Annotated in this window: 19 protein-coding genes; 8 read left to right on the top strand and 11 right to left on the bottom strand. The window is 58.0% G+C overall.

All coding sequences use genetic code 11. From position 1 onward, the window contains the following. Nucleotides 1–94: 94 nt before the first annotated feature. Nucleotides 95–694 (top strand): 2-hydroxychromene-2-carboxylate isomerase, encoded by a 600-nt coding sequence (locus tag RLO149_RS13270; protein WP_013962606.1) that lies wholly within the window; start codon nucleotides 95–97, stop codon nucleotides 692–694. Next, nucleotides 691–1,473 (top strand): alpha/beta fold hydrolase, encoded by a 783-nt coding sequence (locus RLO149_RS13265; protein WP_013962605.1) that lies wholly within the window; start codon nucleotides 691–693, stop codon nucleotides 1,471–1,473. The genes RLO149_RS13270 and RLO149_RS13265 overlap by 4 nt, the downstream gene beginning before the upstream one ends. Here RLO149_RS13265 and RLO149_RS13260 read toward each other — a convergent pair. The 7 genes from RLO149_RS13260 to RLO149_RS13230 all read right to left on the bottom strand — a co-directional run bounded on the left by RLO149_RS13260 (nucleotide 1,459) and on the right by RLO149_RS13230 (nucleotide 6,688). Further along, the gene (locus tag RLO149_RS13260) at nucleotides 1,459–2,496 is read right to left on the bottom strand and encodes a threonine aldolase family protein (protein WP_013962604.1); all 1,038 of its coding nucleotides are present in this window, start codon (nucleotides 2,494–2,496) and stop codon (nucleotides 1,459–1,461) included. The genes RLO149_RS13265 and RLO149_RS13260 overlap by 15 nt on opposite strands. Further along, nucleotides 2,496–2,966: a YcgN family cysteine cluster protein gene (locus tag RLO149_RS13255; protein ID WP_013962603.1), complete on the bottom strand. Its 471-nt coding sequence runs from the start codon at nucleotides 2,964–2,966 to the stop codon at nucleotides 2,496–2,498. The genes RLO149_RS13260 and RLO149_RS13255 overlap by 1 nt, the downstream gene beginning before the upstream one ends. Continuing rightward, nucleotides 2,963–3,895, bottom strand: a complete 933-nt coding sequence (locus RLO149_RS13250; RefSeq protein WP_013962602.1) for a bifunctional riboflavin kinase/FAD synthetase — start codon at nucleotides 3,893–3,895, stop codon at nucleotides 2,963–2,965. Before RLO149_RS13250 ends, RLO149_RS13255 begins: the two co-directional genes overlap by 4 nt. Before the next feature lie 60 nt (nucleotides 3,896–3,955). Beyond that, nucleotides 3,956–4,399: a MaoC family dehydratase gene (locus RLO149_RS13245; protein ID WP_011569617.1), complete on the bottom strand. Its 444-nt coding sequence runs from the start codon at nucleotides 4,397–4,399 to the stop codon at nucleotides 3,956–3,958. Nucleotides 4,400–4,488: 89 nt separating this feature from the next. Beyond that, complete coding sequence (locus RLO149_RS13240; protein WP_013962601.1) at nucleotides 4,489–5,361, bottom strand: TIGR01459 family HAD-type hydrolase; 873 nt, start codon at nucleotides 5,359–5,361, stop codon at nucleotides 4,489–4,491. An 87-nt stretch (nucleotides 5,362–5,448) separates the two neighbouring features. Next, nucleotides 5,449–6,369 (bottom strand): manganese-dependent inorganic pyrophosphatase, encoded by a 921-nt coding sequence (locus RLO149_RS13235; protein ID WP_013962600.1) that lies wholly within the window; start codon nucleotides 6,367–6,369, stop codon nucleotides 5,449–5,451. Further along, complete coding sequence (locus RLO149_RS13230) at nucleotides 6,335–6,688, bottom strand: hypothetical protein (RefSeq protein ID WP_044025341.1); 354 nt, start codon at nucleotides 6,686–6,688, stop codon at nucleotides 6,335–6,337. Before RLO149_RS13230 ends, RLO149_RS13235 begins: the two co-directional genes overlap by 35 nt. Here RLO149_RS13230 and RLO149_RS13225 point away from each other — a divergent pair. From RLO149_RS13225 to RLO149_RS13210, 4 genes are all read left to right on the top strand, one after another. Then, entirely contained in the window at nucleotides 6,687–7,355 is a 669-nt protein-coding gene (locus RLO149_RS13225; protein WP_013962599.1) for a DUF2161 domain-containing phosphodiesterase, read from the top strand. The two genes, RLO149_RS13230 and RLO149_RS13225, sit on opposite strands and share 2 nt — an antisense overlap. A gap of 182 nt (nucleotides 7,356–7,537) precedes the next feature. Further along, nucleotides 7,538–7,849, top strand: a complete 312-nt coding sequence (locus RLO149_RS13220) for a co-chaperone GroES (RefSeq protein ID WP_013962598.1) — start codon at nucleotides 7,538–7,540, stop codon at nucleotides 7,847–7,849. A gap of 54 nt (nucleotides 7,850–7,903) precedes the next feature. Continuing rightward, nucleotides 7,904–9,547 carry a chaperonin GroEL gene (gene groL / locus RLO149_RS13215; RefSeq protein ID WP_013962597.1) on the top strand — a complete coding sequence of 548 codons (1,644 nt, stop codon included), beginning with the start codon at nucleotides 7,904–7,906 and terminating at the stop codon, nucleotides 9,545–9,547. Nucleotides 9,548–9,793: 246 nt separating this feature from the next. Further along, nucleotides 9,794–10,642: a DMT family transporter gene (locus tag RLO149_RS13210; RefSeq protein ID WP_013962596.1), complete on the top strand. Its 849-nt coding sequence runs from the start codon at nucleotides 9,794–9,796 to the stop codon at nucleotides 10,640–10,642. On the opposite strand, the gene RLO149_RS13205 is transcribed toward RLO149_RS13210, so the two are convergent. Beyond that, nucleotides 10,608–11,063 carry an NUDIX domain-containing protein gene (locus tag RLO149_RS13205; protein ID WP_013962595.1) on the bottom strand — a complete coding sequence of 152 codons (456 nt, stop codon included), beginning with the start codon at nucleotides 11,061–11,063 and terminating at the stop codon, nucleotides 10,608–10,610. The two genes, RLO149_RS13210 and RLO149_RS13205, sit on opposite strands and share 35 nt — an antisense overlap. 72 nt (nucleotides 11,064–11,135) lie before the next feature. Here RLO149_RS13205 and RLO149_RS13200 point away from each other — a divergent pair, with 72 nt between their 5' ends. Then, nucleotides 11,136–11,933 (top strand): alpha/beta hydrolase, encoded by a 798-nt coding sequence (locus tag RLO149_RS13200; RefSeq protein ID WP_013962594.1) that lies wholly within the window; start codon nucleotides 11,136–11,138, stop codon nucleotides 11,931–11,933. Continuing rightward, nucleotides 11,920–13,065, top strand: coding sequence for an alpha-D-ribose 1-methylphosphonate 5-triphosphate diphosphatase (locus tag RLO149_RS13195; RefSeq protein ID WP_013962593.1), 1,146 nt, complete (start codon nucleotides 11,920–11,922; stop codon nucleotides 13,063–13,065). The genes RLO149_RS13200 and RLO149_RS13195 overlap by 14 nt, the downstream gene beginning before the upstream one ends. Nucleotides 13,066–13,069: 4 nt before the next feature. On the opposite strand, the gene RLO149_RS13190 is transcribed toward RLO149_RS13195, so the two are convergent. The 3 genes from RLO149_RS13190 to RLO149_RS13180 all read right to left on the bottom strand — a co-directional run bounded on the left by RLO149_RS13190 (nucleotide 13,070) and on the right by RLO149_RS13180 (nucleotide 14,924). After that, nucleotides 13,070–14,137 (bottom strand): 5-(carboxyamino)imidazole ribonucleotide synthase, encoded by a 1,068-nt coding sequence (locus tag RLO149_RS13190; protein WP_013962592.1) that lies wholly within the window; start codon nucleotides 14,135–14,137, stop codon nucleotides 13,070–13,072. After that, a complete protein-coding gene (gene purE, locus RLO149_RS13185) occupies nucleotides 14,130–14,618 on the bottom strand; it encodes a 5-(carboxyamino)imidazole ribonucleotide mutase (RefSeq protein ID WP_013962591.1) in 489 nt (162 codons plus the stop codon). The genes RLO149_RS13190 and purE overlap by 8 nt, the downstream gene beginning before the upstream one ends. An 81-nt stretch (nucleotides 14,619–14,699) precedes the next feature. Further along, complete coding sequence (locus RLO149_RS13180; RefSeq protein WP_013962590.1) at nucleotides 14,700–14,924, bottom strand: YdcH family protein; 225 nt, start codon at nucleotides 14,922–14,924, stop codon at nucleotides 14,700–14,702. Nucleotides 14,925–14,971 lie beyond the last annotated feature (47 nt).

The following is a 14,971-nucleotide window of genomic DNA, read 5'->3' as shown; positions in this document are numbered from 1 at the left end:
GGAAGAGGGAATTGTGACAGATTCGTGATGTTGACTTCACCTAACACGGCCTTACCAATCGGCAAAGAACCCAAGGCCACAAGGAAACGTAAAAATGGCACATATCGATTTGTTTTTCTCAACACTGTCGCCCTATGCCTACTTGGCCGGGAAACGCGCCGAAGAGGTTGCGGCAAAACACAACGCGACGATTACCTACAAACCGCTCGACATTATGGCGCTTTTCGCGCGCACAGGCGGGACAGCGCCAAAAGACCGGCACGCGAGCCGTGTGGAATACCGCGCGCAGGAGCTGGTGCGCCAAGCCACCAAGCTGGGTCTCGCCTTCAACCTCAAGCCTGCGCATTGGCCCACCAATGGTGCGCCGTCGTCCTACGCGTTCATCGCGGCACAAAACGCAGGGGGCGGCGATCTGGGCAAGCTTATGTTCGCGATTACGCGTGCCGTCTGGGCCGAGAACAAGGACATTGCCGAGGACGGCGTGGTGCGCAGCTGTCTGTCCGAGGCCGGGTTTGACCCAGCTCTTGCGGACAGCGGCTTGCTTGAGGGGGCCGAAACATACGCGGCCAATCTCGAAGAGGCGGTGGAACGGGGCGTGTTTGGCTCCCCCTTTTACATCACGGATCGTGATCAGCGTTTCTGGGGGCAGGACCGGATTGACGATCTGGATGCGGTGCTTGCGGGAAAAATGTGAGCGCAGGTACAAGACGTTTTGGTGACGGAGCGCGCAAGGCGCTGGCCATCCATTGCAGCCTCGCGCATTCTGGCGCGTGGCGGGGTTTGGGGCAGGTTATCGGGGAAAAACTGTCCCTGACCGCGATTGATCTTCCGGGGCACGGAACCAGCCCCGCGTGGGACAAGCAACGTGATTTAACCGCCCTGTCGCTCAGTGATGCCGCGCCATATCTCACTGAACCGGTCGATGTGATTGGCCATTCCTACGGGGCTGTCGTTGCACTGTTGCTGGCTGTGTCGCGGCCGGAAATGGTCAGATCGCTGACCCTCATCGAACCCGTCTTCTTTGCGGTTACCAAAGTGGATGCGCCGGACGCGCTGGCACGGTTCATGCATGTTTCAAAACCCTATGAAGCGGCGCTGCACAAGGGCGATTGGGAGGATGCGGCCCGTGCGTTCAACCGGCTTTGGGGCAGTGGCGTTGCATGGGCGGATATTCCAGCTGCGACCCGGCGCTATATGACCGACCGTATGCATCTTATCCCTGCACAGCATGCTGCCATTCTTGACGATAGCCATGCGCTTCTTGCGCCCGGGCGCTTGGCGCGGGCGCGGATGCCGGTGTTGCTGATCAAGGGCGCACAAAGCCCGGAAATCGCAGGTTCGATCGTCGATGCGCTGGCGCACCGTATGCCCGATGCGCGCAGCGTGACGATCGCGGAGGCAGGGCATATGTCGCCGATCACGCACCCTGAGGCCGTGGGTCAGGCGCTCCTGTCGTTTCTAAAAATGGCTTAGGAACTCAGCGATGTGTTCTTCGCTCAGGGACCAATCACAGACGAGACGGGCGGCGAGCAACGCGTCCGGGTCGTCCCCCTCCAGATTTCCGGACCAGATGTAATACTTCGCGCCCGCGTCATGCAGGCGCTGGTGTATCCGGCGCGGAAAGCTTGCGAAAATCATATTGGCGTCAGGCGCATGGAGTAAATGCGCGCCTTTTTCCACCAACCCCGCGCTGAGCTGTGCGGCGCGCGCATTGGATTGGCGCGCCATATCCAGCCAGATATCGTTTTTCAGATACCCCTCCATCTGAGCAGATAAAAAGCGGTGTTTTGAGAAAAGATGCGCACCCCGTTTTCGGCGCAATTCGAATTCCCAGGCTTTGTCAGGGTCAAAGAAAACAACGGCCTCCACCCCCATACAGCCGTTTTTCGTACCTCCAAAGCTGACAACATCGACGCCGCGTTTCCACGTCATTTCAGCAGCTGAACATTCCAGCGCCACCATGGCATTTGCAAACCGTGCGCCGTCCAGATGCACGGGCAGACCATAGTGTTTTGCAATATCCGTGAGGGCGCTAATCTCATCAAGGGTGTAGACACCGCCGCGTTCCGTGACCTGTGTGATCGAGACGGGACCGCGCTGTGGCCCGTGCACGCCGCGGCTTTCCTCCGTTTCGATTGATGAGCGCAGCGCATCCGGTGTCATCCTGTCCGAACCGGGCACGAGCGTGAGTTTGCTGCCCGCGCTGTAAAATTCAGGCGCGTTGCATTCATCCTCGTGGATATGCGCCACCGGTGAGCAGAAAACCGTCTGCCACGGCTGACCATAGCACGCCAGCGCCAGCGCATTGGCTGCCGTGCCAGTGGCGACCAGATAGACCGCAGCATCCGGCGCTTCAAAGACATCGCGCACCCTGTCGCGCACGCGTTCCATGATCGGGTCCGCGCCGTAGGGCATGGCGTAACCTTCATTGGCGGCCAGCACATGTTCCATCACCTGCGGGTGTGCGGGGCCGGTGTTGTCAGAGGCGAGATACATCAGGACGGCTCCTCAATGATATGTTCTTCCCATTCGTCCTGCGGGACATCGAATTCGCTCAGTGTGATGCCACGCACTGAGATGCCCGCGTCATGGACGGATTGCGCTGTGCCTGAGATCAGCGGGTGCCAGTCAGGCAGCGCATCGCCTTGCCACAAGAGGCGATAGGCGCAGGTTTCGGGCATCCAATAGGCGTGGGTGTCGAGGTTGTCGGGTTTGAGAACAATGCAGTCGGGCACGAATTGGTGCCGGTTTTCATAATGCGCGCAGCGGCAGCTGTCATCATCCAGCAGGCGGCAGGCAATGCGCGTGAGGGCCACCTCGCCGGTGTCTTCGTCCTCAAGTTTGTTCAGGCAGCATTTTCCGCATCCATCGCACAGCGCCTCCCACTCGCGCTGGTTCATCGCGGACAGCGGCTTGCGCTCCCAATAGCGATCCTTGAGGCCCTTGCGGTCAATCGGGTCGCTCATAAAGCGCCCAGAATAGTGCGCGCGGCGGTGCTGTCCTGATCCATTTGCGCAATCAACGCATCCAGCCCGTCGAATTTGAGTTCGGGCCGCAGATGTTCCACCAATGCAACCGACAAGGGCGTGCCGTAAAGATCGCCCGAAAAGTCGAAGATGAAGGTTTCCAGATTGGGGCGGTTTTCGCCAAACATGGGACGCACGCCCATTGAGGCAACGCCATGATAGCTGCCCGCATGCGCCCCGTCGAGCACGTCAACCAGCACGGCATAAACACCAAAGGCCGGAGGATGCAGACCGTCAATCGACATGTTCGCGGTCGGATAGCCCAGTTCGCGGCCGCGTTGTTCTCCGCCGATCACAGGCCCTTCGATCCGGTGCCAGTGGCCCAGCATCTCGGCGGCCTCACGCGGCTTGCCCGCACTCAGCGCGCTGCGGATGGCCGTCGAGGACACGGTGATGTCGGAACGTGCCATCAGAGGTGCCACCGTGACGTCAAAACCCATGGTTTGGCCGAAACGCTTGAGGTCATCAGCCGTCCCGCTGCGCCCTTTGCCAAAGCAGAAATCCGCGCCAACGATGACATGTTTCAGCCCAAAGCCCTCGTGGATGACGCGCGCGGCGAAGTCTTCGGGGGTCAGGCTGGCGAGGGCGGCGTTGAAGTTCACTTCGTACAGGATATCCACACCGAGCTTGTCCAACCGGCTGGCGCGGGCCTCGCGGCTCATCAGCCTGAACGGCGGTGCGTCGGGGGCAAAAAACGCGCGCGGGTGTGGCTCAAACGTCAAGATGCCCAAAGGCGCATCCGGCGCGACGCTGCGCGCAAGGTCGATAACGGATTGATGCCCAAGGTGGACGCCGTCAAAATTGCCAATCGCAGCGCTTGCGCCACGATGCTCGGGTTCAACAAATTGATAATCGCGCAGTATTTTCATGCGCCCTGCGTAGCCCGCAGCGTGAAAACACGCAAGCGCCGTGCGGGGTGCGCGTGATGCTTAGTCGAACTTGCGTGAAGGCGCCATCACGGTCGCTTCGCCGACCAGCACCTTTTTGCCATCAACCGCGCAGTGACACTCCATTTTGACCCGGCGTTTTGCGGGGTCGATGTCAATGACCTTGACCTCTGCGTAGACCATATCGCCGGGACGCACGGGCGCGAGGAACTTGAGCGATTGCCCCAGATAAACCGTGCCGTGCCCGGGCAATTGTTCCCCGATCACGGCTGAAATCAGACCTGCGGTCAGCATACCGTGCGCGATGCGCCCCTCGAAAATCGTGTCGCGGGCGTAATCGTCATCAAGATGCACCGGGTTACGGTCGGTTGAGATCTGCGCGAACATCTCGATATCTTCATCGGTCACAACCTTATTCAGGTGGCGCGACATGCCCATTTCAATGTCTTCAATGCAGATTGTTCCGCGTGGCAGATTGTCCAACATGATGACCCTTCCGGTAATTTTCTAACAGCTAAGCGATAAGTCTTGAAACTTTATTACTTTGCGCGCGCAGAAAATCAAGCAAAAAGACGTCAGCGCAGGAAGCCGATTGTGAAGGTTGGGTTGGATTTTTCGTTATTCAGGTAGGTTTCAAGGGCTTGCGCATCGGGCTGTTGCACGGTTTTGGTTTCCCGCGCTGCCAATCCGCCTGAAATGAACAGAGAATCAATATCTTCGCCCATGGCCCCCGCGATGTCTGTCAGAACGCCATCGCCGATGGCCAGAGTGCGGCCGTCGGGGATATCGACGTTCAACTCGGCCAGACGGCGGCGCGCCAGATCATAGATCGGGGGATGCGGTTTGCCGAAATAAAGGCTCTCTCCGCCCATTTCCTCGTAAAGTTTGGCGAGCGCCCCGGCACACCATTCGCGCGTCTCGCCACGATCAACAATGATATCGGGGTTTGCGCAGAGCAGTTTCAGCCCAAGCTGCTTGGCCATCAGAAACTGCGGGCGCATCACCGCAGGGTCGGCCAGACTATCGAAAGGGCCGGTGCAAACCATACCTTCGGCTTCGTTAAGCGCGACGCGTTCGATATCGACCGGGGTCTCCGACAGGTGCAGCGGTTCGAAAAACTTCAGATCCGTGGGTGGGCCGATGTGCCAGACCTTCTGACCCACGACACCGCGATAAAGAGCGGCGCGCGCGCTGTCACCTGAGGTCGCGATCGTGTCCCAGGAATCGTCCGGCACGCCAAAATGGGTAAGCTGTTTCTGAACACCGGCACGCGGGCGGGGCGAGTTGGTGACAAGCACGACCTTGCCCCCCTGCGCGCGGTATTCCTGCAAGGCCGCGACCGCTTCGGGCAGGGCCTGCACACCGTTATGAACACAGCCCCAGAGGTCGACAAAAAGCGCGTCATACTGCGCCGATATATCCGAAAGGGCCGAGATAATGCGTGTCATGGTCAGATCCTTTGCAGATAAAAAGACTGTCGGCCAGCGCGGGCGATCCGACGCTGGCCGACAAGTGAAAGGCGTGCGGCCCTGTGATCAGATTTTCAGGTTCGGAATGATCTGTTTCTTGCGGCTCATGATGCCGGGCAGGACGACCGTATCCGCATCGACCGTTGCGCCAAAGCTCTTTTCCGCGACGGTTTTCACTGTGTCGTTCGGCACCAGAAGCGTTGCTTCTTCATTGAGGATGTCCACGACGAACAACAGAACCTCGTCTGCGCTGTCCTCTTTGGCGACACCGGGCATTGCGGCCATCAGCGCATCCTTGCGATCAAGGACCTGTGCGGGCGACGTGGTTTCCAGCACGGAAACACGGAATTGCTTTCCGCCGACGGCGTATTCCTTGCTGTCCATACGCAGCAGTTCGGCCTCGGAAAAGGCGGAGACGTCGGATTTCGCGGCGAACATCTCGCTGGCGTAGGTCGCGATATCGACGCCCAGCTCTTTGGCCAGATCATGGGCGATGGCCTTGTCTTCCTGCGTCGTGGTGGGGCTGCGGAATTCGAGCGTGTCTGACAGGATACAAGACAGCATCGCGCCTTTGATCGACGTCGGCATCTGGGCCATGTCCTTGCCAATCATCTTCCACATCAGGGTCGCGGTGCAGGCCAGCGGTTCAATTCTGATATCAATCGGACCCTTGGTTTCAAGGCCGCCGACGAGTTTATGGTGATCGATGATCTGCGTGATATCTGCATCGTTAATGTTGTCGGGCAGCTCAGCGGGGTTGTTGGTGTCCACGATGACAACGGGCGTATCGCTTGCCAATTCCGAAATGATGTCCGGCTTATCGAGCGACCAGTGGTCCAGCATAAAGAGCGCTTCGGTATTTGGTTCCCCCAGCAGAACCGGCTTAGCCTCTGTTCCCTTGATGGTGTTGAGGTACCACGACCAGATGATAGGGGATCCGGTGCTGTCGGTGTCAGGGGATTTGTGGCCAAAAACGAGGGTTGTCATGAGGTGATCCATTCATACGCAATTTGAGTGTTGCGCGCCTTATAACACTGTCCTGCGGCTTGTCACCCCGTTCGTGCTGCGCTGCGGCATTTTGCTGGCGGGTATGTTCGGCACGCATAATCAGCGCCTTGACGGTGACGCGATTGTTTAAATGCAGCGCGCGGGTCAGAAACAGAGAGAAACCACTCAACAGCGGGTCGCGCAAAGTTGAAAGGGGCGGTATTGTGTGCAATCCATCTGTGATGGATGTGCTGGTATTGGTGCTATCAGCCATGATGGGCGTACGCAGGCGCATGTCATGTGTCGCAAGGAGAAACATGCGAGAGACTGAATTGTATCCGCCGATAAAATCCTTTCTGGAAGGGCAGGGATATGAGGTCAAATCCGAAATCGGTGCCGTTGACGTGGTTGCATTGCGCGGGGGTGAAGCACCAGTTGTCGTGGAAATGAAAACGGGTTTTGCATTGACGCTATTTCATCAATGCATCGCGCGGCAGGCGGTGACGGATGATGTGTACCTTGCGGTTCCAAGGTTGACTGGCAAGCGGTTTGCCAGATCGCTGAAAGAGAATGTCACCTTGGCGCGGCGTTTGTCGCTCGGCGTCATCACGGTGCGCCTGTCTGATGGTCTGGTTGAGGTGCATTGCGACCCCGGACCCTACAAGCCACGCAAATCGAAGAAGCGCCAAAACGCATTGCTGCGCGAATTTGCAAAACGCAAGGGTGATCCGAATGAGGGGGGGCAAACGCGCGCAGGGTTGATTACCGCCTATCGTCAGGATGCCACCAAGATCGCGCTTTATCTGTTCGAGGCCGGCGCGTCCAAAGGGGCGGAAGTTGCGCGGGAAACAGGGGTCGTGAATGCAACGCGTATCATGCGGGACGACCACTATCACTGGTTCGAAAAAGTCGCCACAGGTGTCTATGGCCTGACCTCTGCTGGGGCGGAGGCCGTGGCGTTGACACCCCGGGTTCTGGGCGACTGAGCTATAAGAAAGCTGAAGTGCGTGGTCTGGAGAAAATTTTGCATATGTCGCTGTTGACTCGGCTCGCGCGGGTCCCTAACTACACGTCGTTAGCACTCGCACATAAAGAGTGATAACGGCGGCACCCCGGAGAAATGAGGATGCCGTCTGGGAGAAACTTTGAGCCTTAAGGAGCTGCAAAGATGACATTCAAACCACTTCATGACCGTGTTTTGGTGCGCCGCGTTGAAAGCGAAGAGAAAACTTCCGGCGGATTGATCATCCCCGAAAGCGCAAAAGAAAAGCCGGCAGAGGGCGTAGTTGTTGCCTGCGGCGAAGGCGCGCGCAAAGACAGCGGCGAATTGATCGAGATGGCCGTATCCGAAGGTGACACAATCCTCTTCGGCAAATGGTCCGGAACAGAAGTTACCCTCGATGGGGAAGAACTGTTGATCATGAAAGAGAGCGACATCCTCGGGATCATCGCAGCCGCGGCAGAAGCCAAGGCGGCCTGAAAGCCCCGGATCGTCTGATCCAACGCTGAACAATTTTATAAACGGAGAACAAAAATGGCTGCTAAGGACGTCAAATTCGACACCGATGCCCGTAACCGTATGCTCAGGGGTGTAAACATCCTGGCCGACGCGGTTAAAGTTACACTTGGCCCAAAAGGCCGTAACGTCGTTCTGGACAAATCTTTCGGCGCACCGCGCATCACCAAAGATGGTGTATCCGTGGCGAAAGAAATCGAACTGGAAGACAAGTTCGAAAACATGGGCGCACAGATGGTGAAGGAAGTCGCTTCCCGCACCAACGACGAAGCAGGCGACGGTACAACAACCGCGACTGTTCTGGCTCAGGCGATCGTCAAAGAAGGCCTGAAGTCGGTTGCCGCTGGCATGAACCCGATGGACCTCAAGCGCGGTATTGATCTGGCGACGGTCAAAGTCGTTGCTGCGATCAAGGAAGCCTCGCGTGAAGTCAGCGACAGCGCAGAAGTTGCACAGGTCGGCACGATCTCGGCCAACGGCGAAGCTGAAATCGGCCAGCAGATCGCTGATGCGATGCAAAAGGTTGGCAACGAAGGTGTTATCACCGTCGAGGAAAACAAAGGTCTGGAAACAGAGACAGACGTGGTCGAGGGCATGCAGTTCGACCGTGGCTACCTCTCCCCTTACTTTGTCACCAACGCCGACAAAATGACCACTGAACTGGAAGACTGCATCGTGCTGTTGCACGAAAAGAAACTGTCGTCCCTCCAGCCAATGGTTCCCCTGCTCGAGCAGGTCATCCAGTCGCAAAAACCGCTCCTCATTATTGCTGAGGACGTGGAAGGCGAAGCGCTGGCAACTCTGGTTGTCAACAAACTGCGCGGCGGTCTGAAAATCGCAGCTGTCAAAGCTCCTGGTTTCGGCGATCGCCGCAAAGCCATGTTGCAGGACATCGCGATCCTCACAGGCGGTCAGGTCATCTCCGAAGATCTGGGCATGAAGCTTGAGTCCGTCACAATGGACATGCTGGGTTCTGCCAAGAAGATCCAGATCACCAAAGACGAAACAACAATCGTTGATGGCGCTGGCGAGAAGGCCGAAATTCAGGCGCGTGTTTCCCAGATACGTACACAGATCGAAGAAACCACATCTGATTACGATCGTGAAAAGCTGCAGGAACGTGTTGCCAAACTGGCAGGCGGTGTTGCTGTGATCCGCGTTGGCGGCATGACCGAAGTAGAAGTGAAAGAGCGTAAAGACCGCGTCGATGACGCCCTGAACGCCACACGCGCTGCTGTCCAAGAAGGCATCGTCGTTGGCGGTGGTGTTGCGCTGGTTCAGGCTGGCAAGCACCTTGAGGGTCTGACCGGTGACAACAACGACCAGAACGTTGGCATCAGCATCGTGCGCAAGGCGCTCGAAGCACCTCTGCGTCAGATCGCGGAAAACGCAGGCGTCGACGGTTCCGTCGTTGCAGGCAAAATCCGTGAAAGCGACGATCTGAAGTTCGGCTTCAACGCCCAGACCGAAGAATATGGTGACATGTTCGCGTTTGGTGTGATTGACCCGGCGAAAGTTGTTCGGACTGCTCTGCAGGACGCGGCATCTATCGCAGGTCTCTTGATCACAACCGAAGCCATGGTTGCAGATAAGCCCGCAAAAGAGGGTGCAGCACCAGGCGGCGGCATGCCCGACATGGGCGGCATGGGCGGCATGATGTAATCATGCCTTACCTTGCGGTATGAGTTACCGGGGCTCGCCAGTGATGGCGGGCCTCATTTTTGTTCAACGCATGCGTTCGGTCGATCTATGTCGAAATAGCGTGTGAATGGTGGGTTCTGTGCAAACGCCAGCATTTGGTCTACGGGCAACCCTTTCCCACTCTTCCCCTTGATTTGCTTCCAATATATGCAGTTGCCAATGCAAATGCGCATCAACGGACCGCAGGTTCACCAGTAAGGAATAGACATGCGCTTGTTTCTTGTAACCAGTTTTACGATGCTCGCATTCGCTTCAAATTCCATCCTGACGCGTATGGCGATTGAACCGGGGTATATTGACCCGATCAGCTTTGCTTTGATCCGGGTTCTTGCCGGGGCGGCGTTGCTGTGTGCGCTGGTTCTGATGAAAGGGGCGTCGGTACCAATACGCGGCCGTGCGCGCCTGATTGGAGCCGCCAGTCTTTGTATCTATATGATCGGCTTTTCAGTGGCTTATATCACGCTTGATGCGGGTCTTGGCGCGCTCATCCTCTTTGGTGTAGTGCAGATTTCCATGTTCACCTACGGGGCTGTCTATGGGGTCACACCGACCCTGCGCCAGTTGATTGGCGCGGGGATTGCCTTTCTGGGGCTCGTTGTCGCGCTCTGGCCGGAACCGGGTGACAGCGGCGGGATAATGGGGGCTGCCAGTATGATCAGTGCCGGGCTTGGCTGGGCCGCCTATACGATCAGCGGCAAAGCCGAAGCCAACCCGCTGGCAGCGACGGCTGCGAACTTTCTGATTTGCCTGCCGTTTTTATTTATCCTGACCTTCGCGTTTATCGAACAGGCCTCGGGCATTGGCGTTTTACTGGCGGTCCTATGCGGGGCGCTGACCTCCGGTCTGGGCTATGCGCTGTGGTACAGTGTCTTGCCGAACCTGCAGCAAAGCGTGGCTGCGGTCGTTCAACTGAGCGTGCCGATCATTGCGATCCTCGCCGGGGCGCTCGTGCTGAATGAACGCCTCAGCCTCGAAATTGCAGTGGCGGCGGCGCTTGTTGTTGCGGGCATTGGTCTGGCGGTCACAAAACAATCGTCTCCAAGGGATCGTAGCTGAACGCGAACTCGCCCCCGAACGCCACCTGAGGCAGGCTATCCGGCTTGATCCTGTGGTTTTTCATGTCCGCTTGTGAGGCCCAAACCCACTTTGACACGATGTTTTCGGGATCATTCCAGTCGGGGTCAATCGTGTCGCTGCCTGACAAGGTGCACCGAAAGAACACCTCGATCTGGTGAAAGCCCGTATCGGGGTCGTGAAACTCGTTGACCAGACAGGGGGCGCCGACCTCAATGCGCAAGCCTGTTTCCTCGTAAACCTCGCGCGCAAGGTTCTGCGGCAGAGAGGTTCCCACATGCACACCACCACCGGGGGCACAAAGCAGCGTGCTTTTGCCATCAGGCCAGGCGTTTACCAGCAGAATACGATTGTCTTTCGTAATGATCGCGCGTGCAGCAATTCTTGGTGATTTTGGTCGCATTCGTGCAATTTCCTGTCAAATAGCGTTACGTCGTCCTTTTTAATGGGGCACAATAGCTCTATCTGACAGCCTATGAAACGCGTGTTCTTTTCTGTTTTGGTGATGGCAACCTTTTGGTCGACGCTCGGCGTGGCGCAGGTGCAAAACCGATGTGTCGTCTTGCTGCATGGGTTGGCCCGAACCGAGCTTTCCTTTGCGCTGATGGAGGCGGCCCTCGCCTCAGAAAACTACCGCGTGGTGCGCCCCGGATACCCCTCAACCGAAGCACCTGTCGAAGAACTGGTCGCGAGAACCCTGCCGGATGCGGTTGCCGCCTGCGGTGATGTGCCCCGTGTCGATTTTGTGACCCATTCGATGGGTGGCATTTTGCTGCGCCAATGGGCCGCCGAGGTCGGCTCGGACAGGATTGGCCGCGTCGTGATGCTTGGCCCGCCCAATCAAGGCAGCGAGGTGGTCGATGCCTTTGACGATATCGAGGCCTTTGGCTGGATCAACGGCCCAGCCGGAGAGCAGCTCGGCACCGGTCCGAATGATCTGCCACGCAGCTTGCCATCTGTGACGTTTGAATTGGGCGTCATCGCTGGGGATCAGACGATCAACCCTTATTTTTCGACGCTCTTGCCCGGCGCCGATGACGGCAAGGTCGCCGTCTATTCAACGCGTGTGACGGGCATGAAGGATCACATCATTCTGCCTGTCACACATACCTTCATGATGAACAGCCCGACGGTCATTGGACAGGTCATGGCGTTTCTGAACACAGGCGCTTTTGATCAGAGCATTACGTGGTTTGACACGATACTGGATCAACTGGGCTGTCCGGATGGCAGCTGCGTGCCGGGTGTGGGGGATCAGATTGGAAGACCTTAGATTTGTCGGCGGCGACGTGCTGGGTCCGGCGGGCATGCATACTGATCCGCTTTGCGTGAGTGATGGCATGATCTGCGCGCAAGGGGCGGGCCGTGACGTGGACCTCAGCGGCTATATGGTGCTGCCGGGTATCATCGACGTGCATGGCGACGGTTTTGAACGTCACCTCGCGCCGCGTCGTGGCGCGATGAAGGAAATGGCCGAAGGGTTGATTGCCACGGAAACCGAACTGGCCGCCAATGGGATCACGACGGGGGTACTGGCGCAATTTGTGAGTTGGGAGGGCGGTTTGCGCGGTCTCACCTTCGCAGATCAGGTGTTTCGTGCGATAAAGGAGACGGCGCCCAAGCTGGTCACGGACCTGCGGGCGCAATTGCGGCTGGAGACCCATTTGCTCGACCTTTATCCGGATATTCCGGAAAAGATGATGCAGTGGGGCGTTGAATACATCGTGTTCAACGATCACTTGCCACATGCGCGTCTGGCGCAGGGTCGTCAACCGCCACGCATGGTCGGGCAGGCGCTCAAGGCCGGGCGTAACCCGGATGTGCATTTTCAGATGATGATGGATTTGCATGCGCACTCAGACGATGTGCCGGTGGCGCTGGATGGTCTTTGTGCGCAACTGAGCGCGCAGGGTATCCGCATGGGCAGCCATGACGATGCGCAAAAACCAACACGCGATGACTGGCATAATCGCGGTGCGCATATCGCCGAATTCCCCGAAACGCTTGAGGCTGCGGAGGCCGCGAAAGCCAAGGGTGACCTTGTGGTTCTGGGCGCACCGAATGTGGTGCGCGGGGGCTCGCACAAGGGCAACGCCAGCGCCGTTGATCTGATCGCGCTTGGCCTGTGTGATGCTATCGCGTCAGATTACCATTATCCCAGTCCGCGGCGCGCGGCGCTGATGCTTGCGAAAACCGGGCTTGCCTCTTTTGCCGATGCGTGGGGGCTTGTGTCCTCCGGGCCGGCACAGGTTCTGGGGCTTAAGGATCGCGGCGTGCTGTCCCCCGGAAAGCGCGCTGATCTGGTGATCCTTGACGGCGAAACCCAGCGCATCGCGGCGACACTGGTCAAAGGGCGGATCAGCCATATGGCAGGCGATGTCGCGACCCGCTTTTTCGCGGCCTGAGTGATCAGGACGCGATACGGTTCACATGGCCCATTTTGCGCCCCGGTTTGACGTCAGCCTTGCCATAAAGATGTAAGGCTGCGCCGCTTTCCCGTGCAATTTCGGCGACGCGGTCCATATCGTTGCCGATCAGATTTTCCATGATCACATCCGAATGGCGCGTCCCGTCGCCCAAAGGCCAGCCTGCGATGGCGCGGATATGCTGTTCAAACTGGTCGATGGCGCAGCCGTTTTGCGTCCAATGCCCTGAATTATGCACCCGTGGCGCGATTTCATTCACGATCAGACCTTGGGGCGTCACAAAAAGCTCAACCCCCAGCACGCCAACATAATCGAGGGCGTTCAATATCTTGGCCGCCATCAACACCGCGTCTGTGCGCTGTGCTGCGCTAAGGGATGCAGGGACGGTTGTCGTGTGCAGAATGCCGTCTTTGTGGATGTTTTCGCCGGGGTCGAAACAGGCCACATCACCATTGACGCTGCGTGCGGCGATGACTGAGACTTCGCGACTGAAGGTCACAAACCCTTCGAGCACGGCAGGTTGATCCGCCATCGCCGCCAGTGCTGCGGATTGATCCTCGGGCGTGTTCAGCTTGGCCTGTCCTTTGCCATCATAGCCGAAGCGGCATGTTTTGAGGATTGAGGGGGTGCCGATCTGATCGACCGCCTTTTGCAGGCTTTCGGCATCATGCACGGGTGCAAAGGGTGCTACCTGCAGGCCCAGACCCTCAAGATATGCCTTTTCGATCAGGCGGTCCTGACTGACGCGCAAGGCTTCTCGCCCCGGTCTTATCGGGGTGATGGCCTCGATCGTATCCAGCGCTTCGGTCGGGATGTTCTCGAACTCATATGTGACCACATCGACCGAGCGGGCAAATGCGATCAACGCCTCAGTGTCACTGTAAGCTGCCGTTGTGAGCCGGTGGGCAGTGTGGCTGGCGGGGGGCTCAGAACCGGGCTCAAAGATATGCGTTTTGAGGCCAAGACGGGCCGCCGCCACGGCCAGCATCCGGCCCAGCTGCCCACCACCAAGGATTCCGATGGTGGATCCGGTCTTCAAGGGTTCATTCATCAACAGGTTCCTCAGGGATGGAGGCAGAAAGTGCAGCGCGCCATGCGTCCAGACGCGCCGCGAGCTCAGCATCATGCAATGCAAGGATTCCAGCGGCCATCAGCCCTGCGTTCTTGGCACCGGCGGCGCCGATGGCCATGGTCGCGACCGGATAGCCGCGCGGCATTTGCAGGATCGAATAGAGCGAATCAACACCGGAAAGGGCCTGTGTCTGCACGGGGACCCCGATGACCGGCACCCGTGTTTTTGACGCCATCATGCCCGGTAAATGGGCCGCACCACCGGCACCGGCGATGATCACCTGTAACCCCCGGTCCACAGCGTTCACGCCATAGTCCCACAGCCGATCCGGTGTGCGATGGGCCGAAACGATACGTTTTTCATACGCAACGCCGAGATCATCCAGCACCAGTGCGGCCTCACGCAGGGTCGGCCAATCCGACTGGCTGCCCATAATTATTCCGACAGAGGGAAGTGTCATGTGAAAGGGCCCCTTGCGCCTGATATTGCTAGATCCGGACTATAATCAAACGGATGGGGTGCGCAATGCACCGGGGGCGCCTCAGGCGATGATATCCGGGGTCAGACGGTCTTCGATCCGCGCGATGATATCTTTCAACAGCAGCTTGCGCTTTTTCAGACGTTGCAGGGTCAGCTGATCCGCAGTTGCCTGCTCAGCAAGCGCATGAATTGCATCGTCTAGATCGCGGTGCTCACGGCGAAAAACGGCAAGCTCCACCCGCAGGACTTCATCCGTTTTCATCGACAGATCGGTGGGCGCGTTCATAGGGCTGTGATTCCGTTAATTGTCTGATTTCACATTAAGCGATAACC

The organism is Roseobacter litoralis Och 149 (genome assembly GCF_000154785.2).
In the GTDB taxonomy this organism is placed as follows: Bacteria; Pseudomonadota; Alphaproteobacteria; order Rhodobacterales; family Rhodobacteraceae; genus Roseobacter; species Roseobacter litoralis.
The sequence above is the reverse complement of the archived record's forward strand: the minus strand, read 5'-3'. Positions and strand labels throughout refer to the sequence as shown.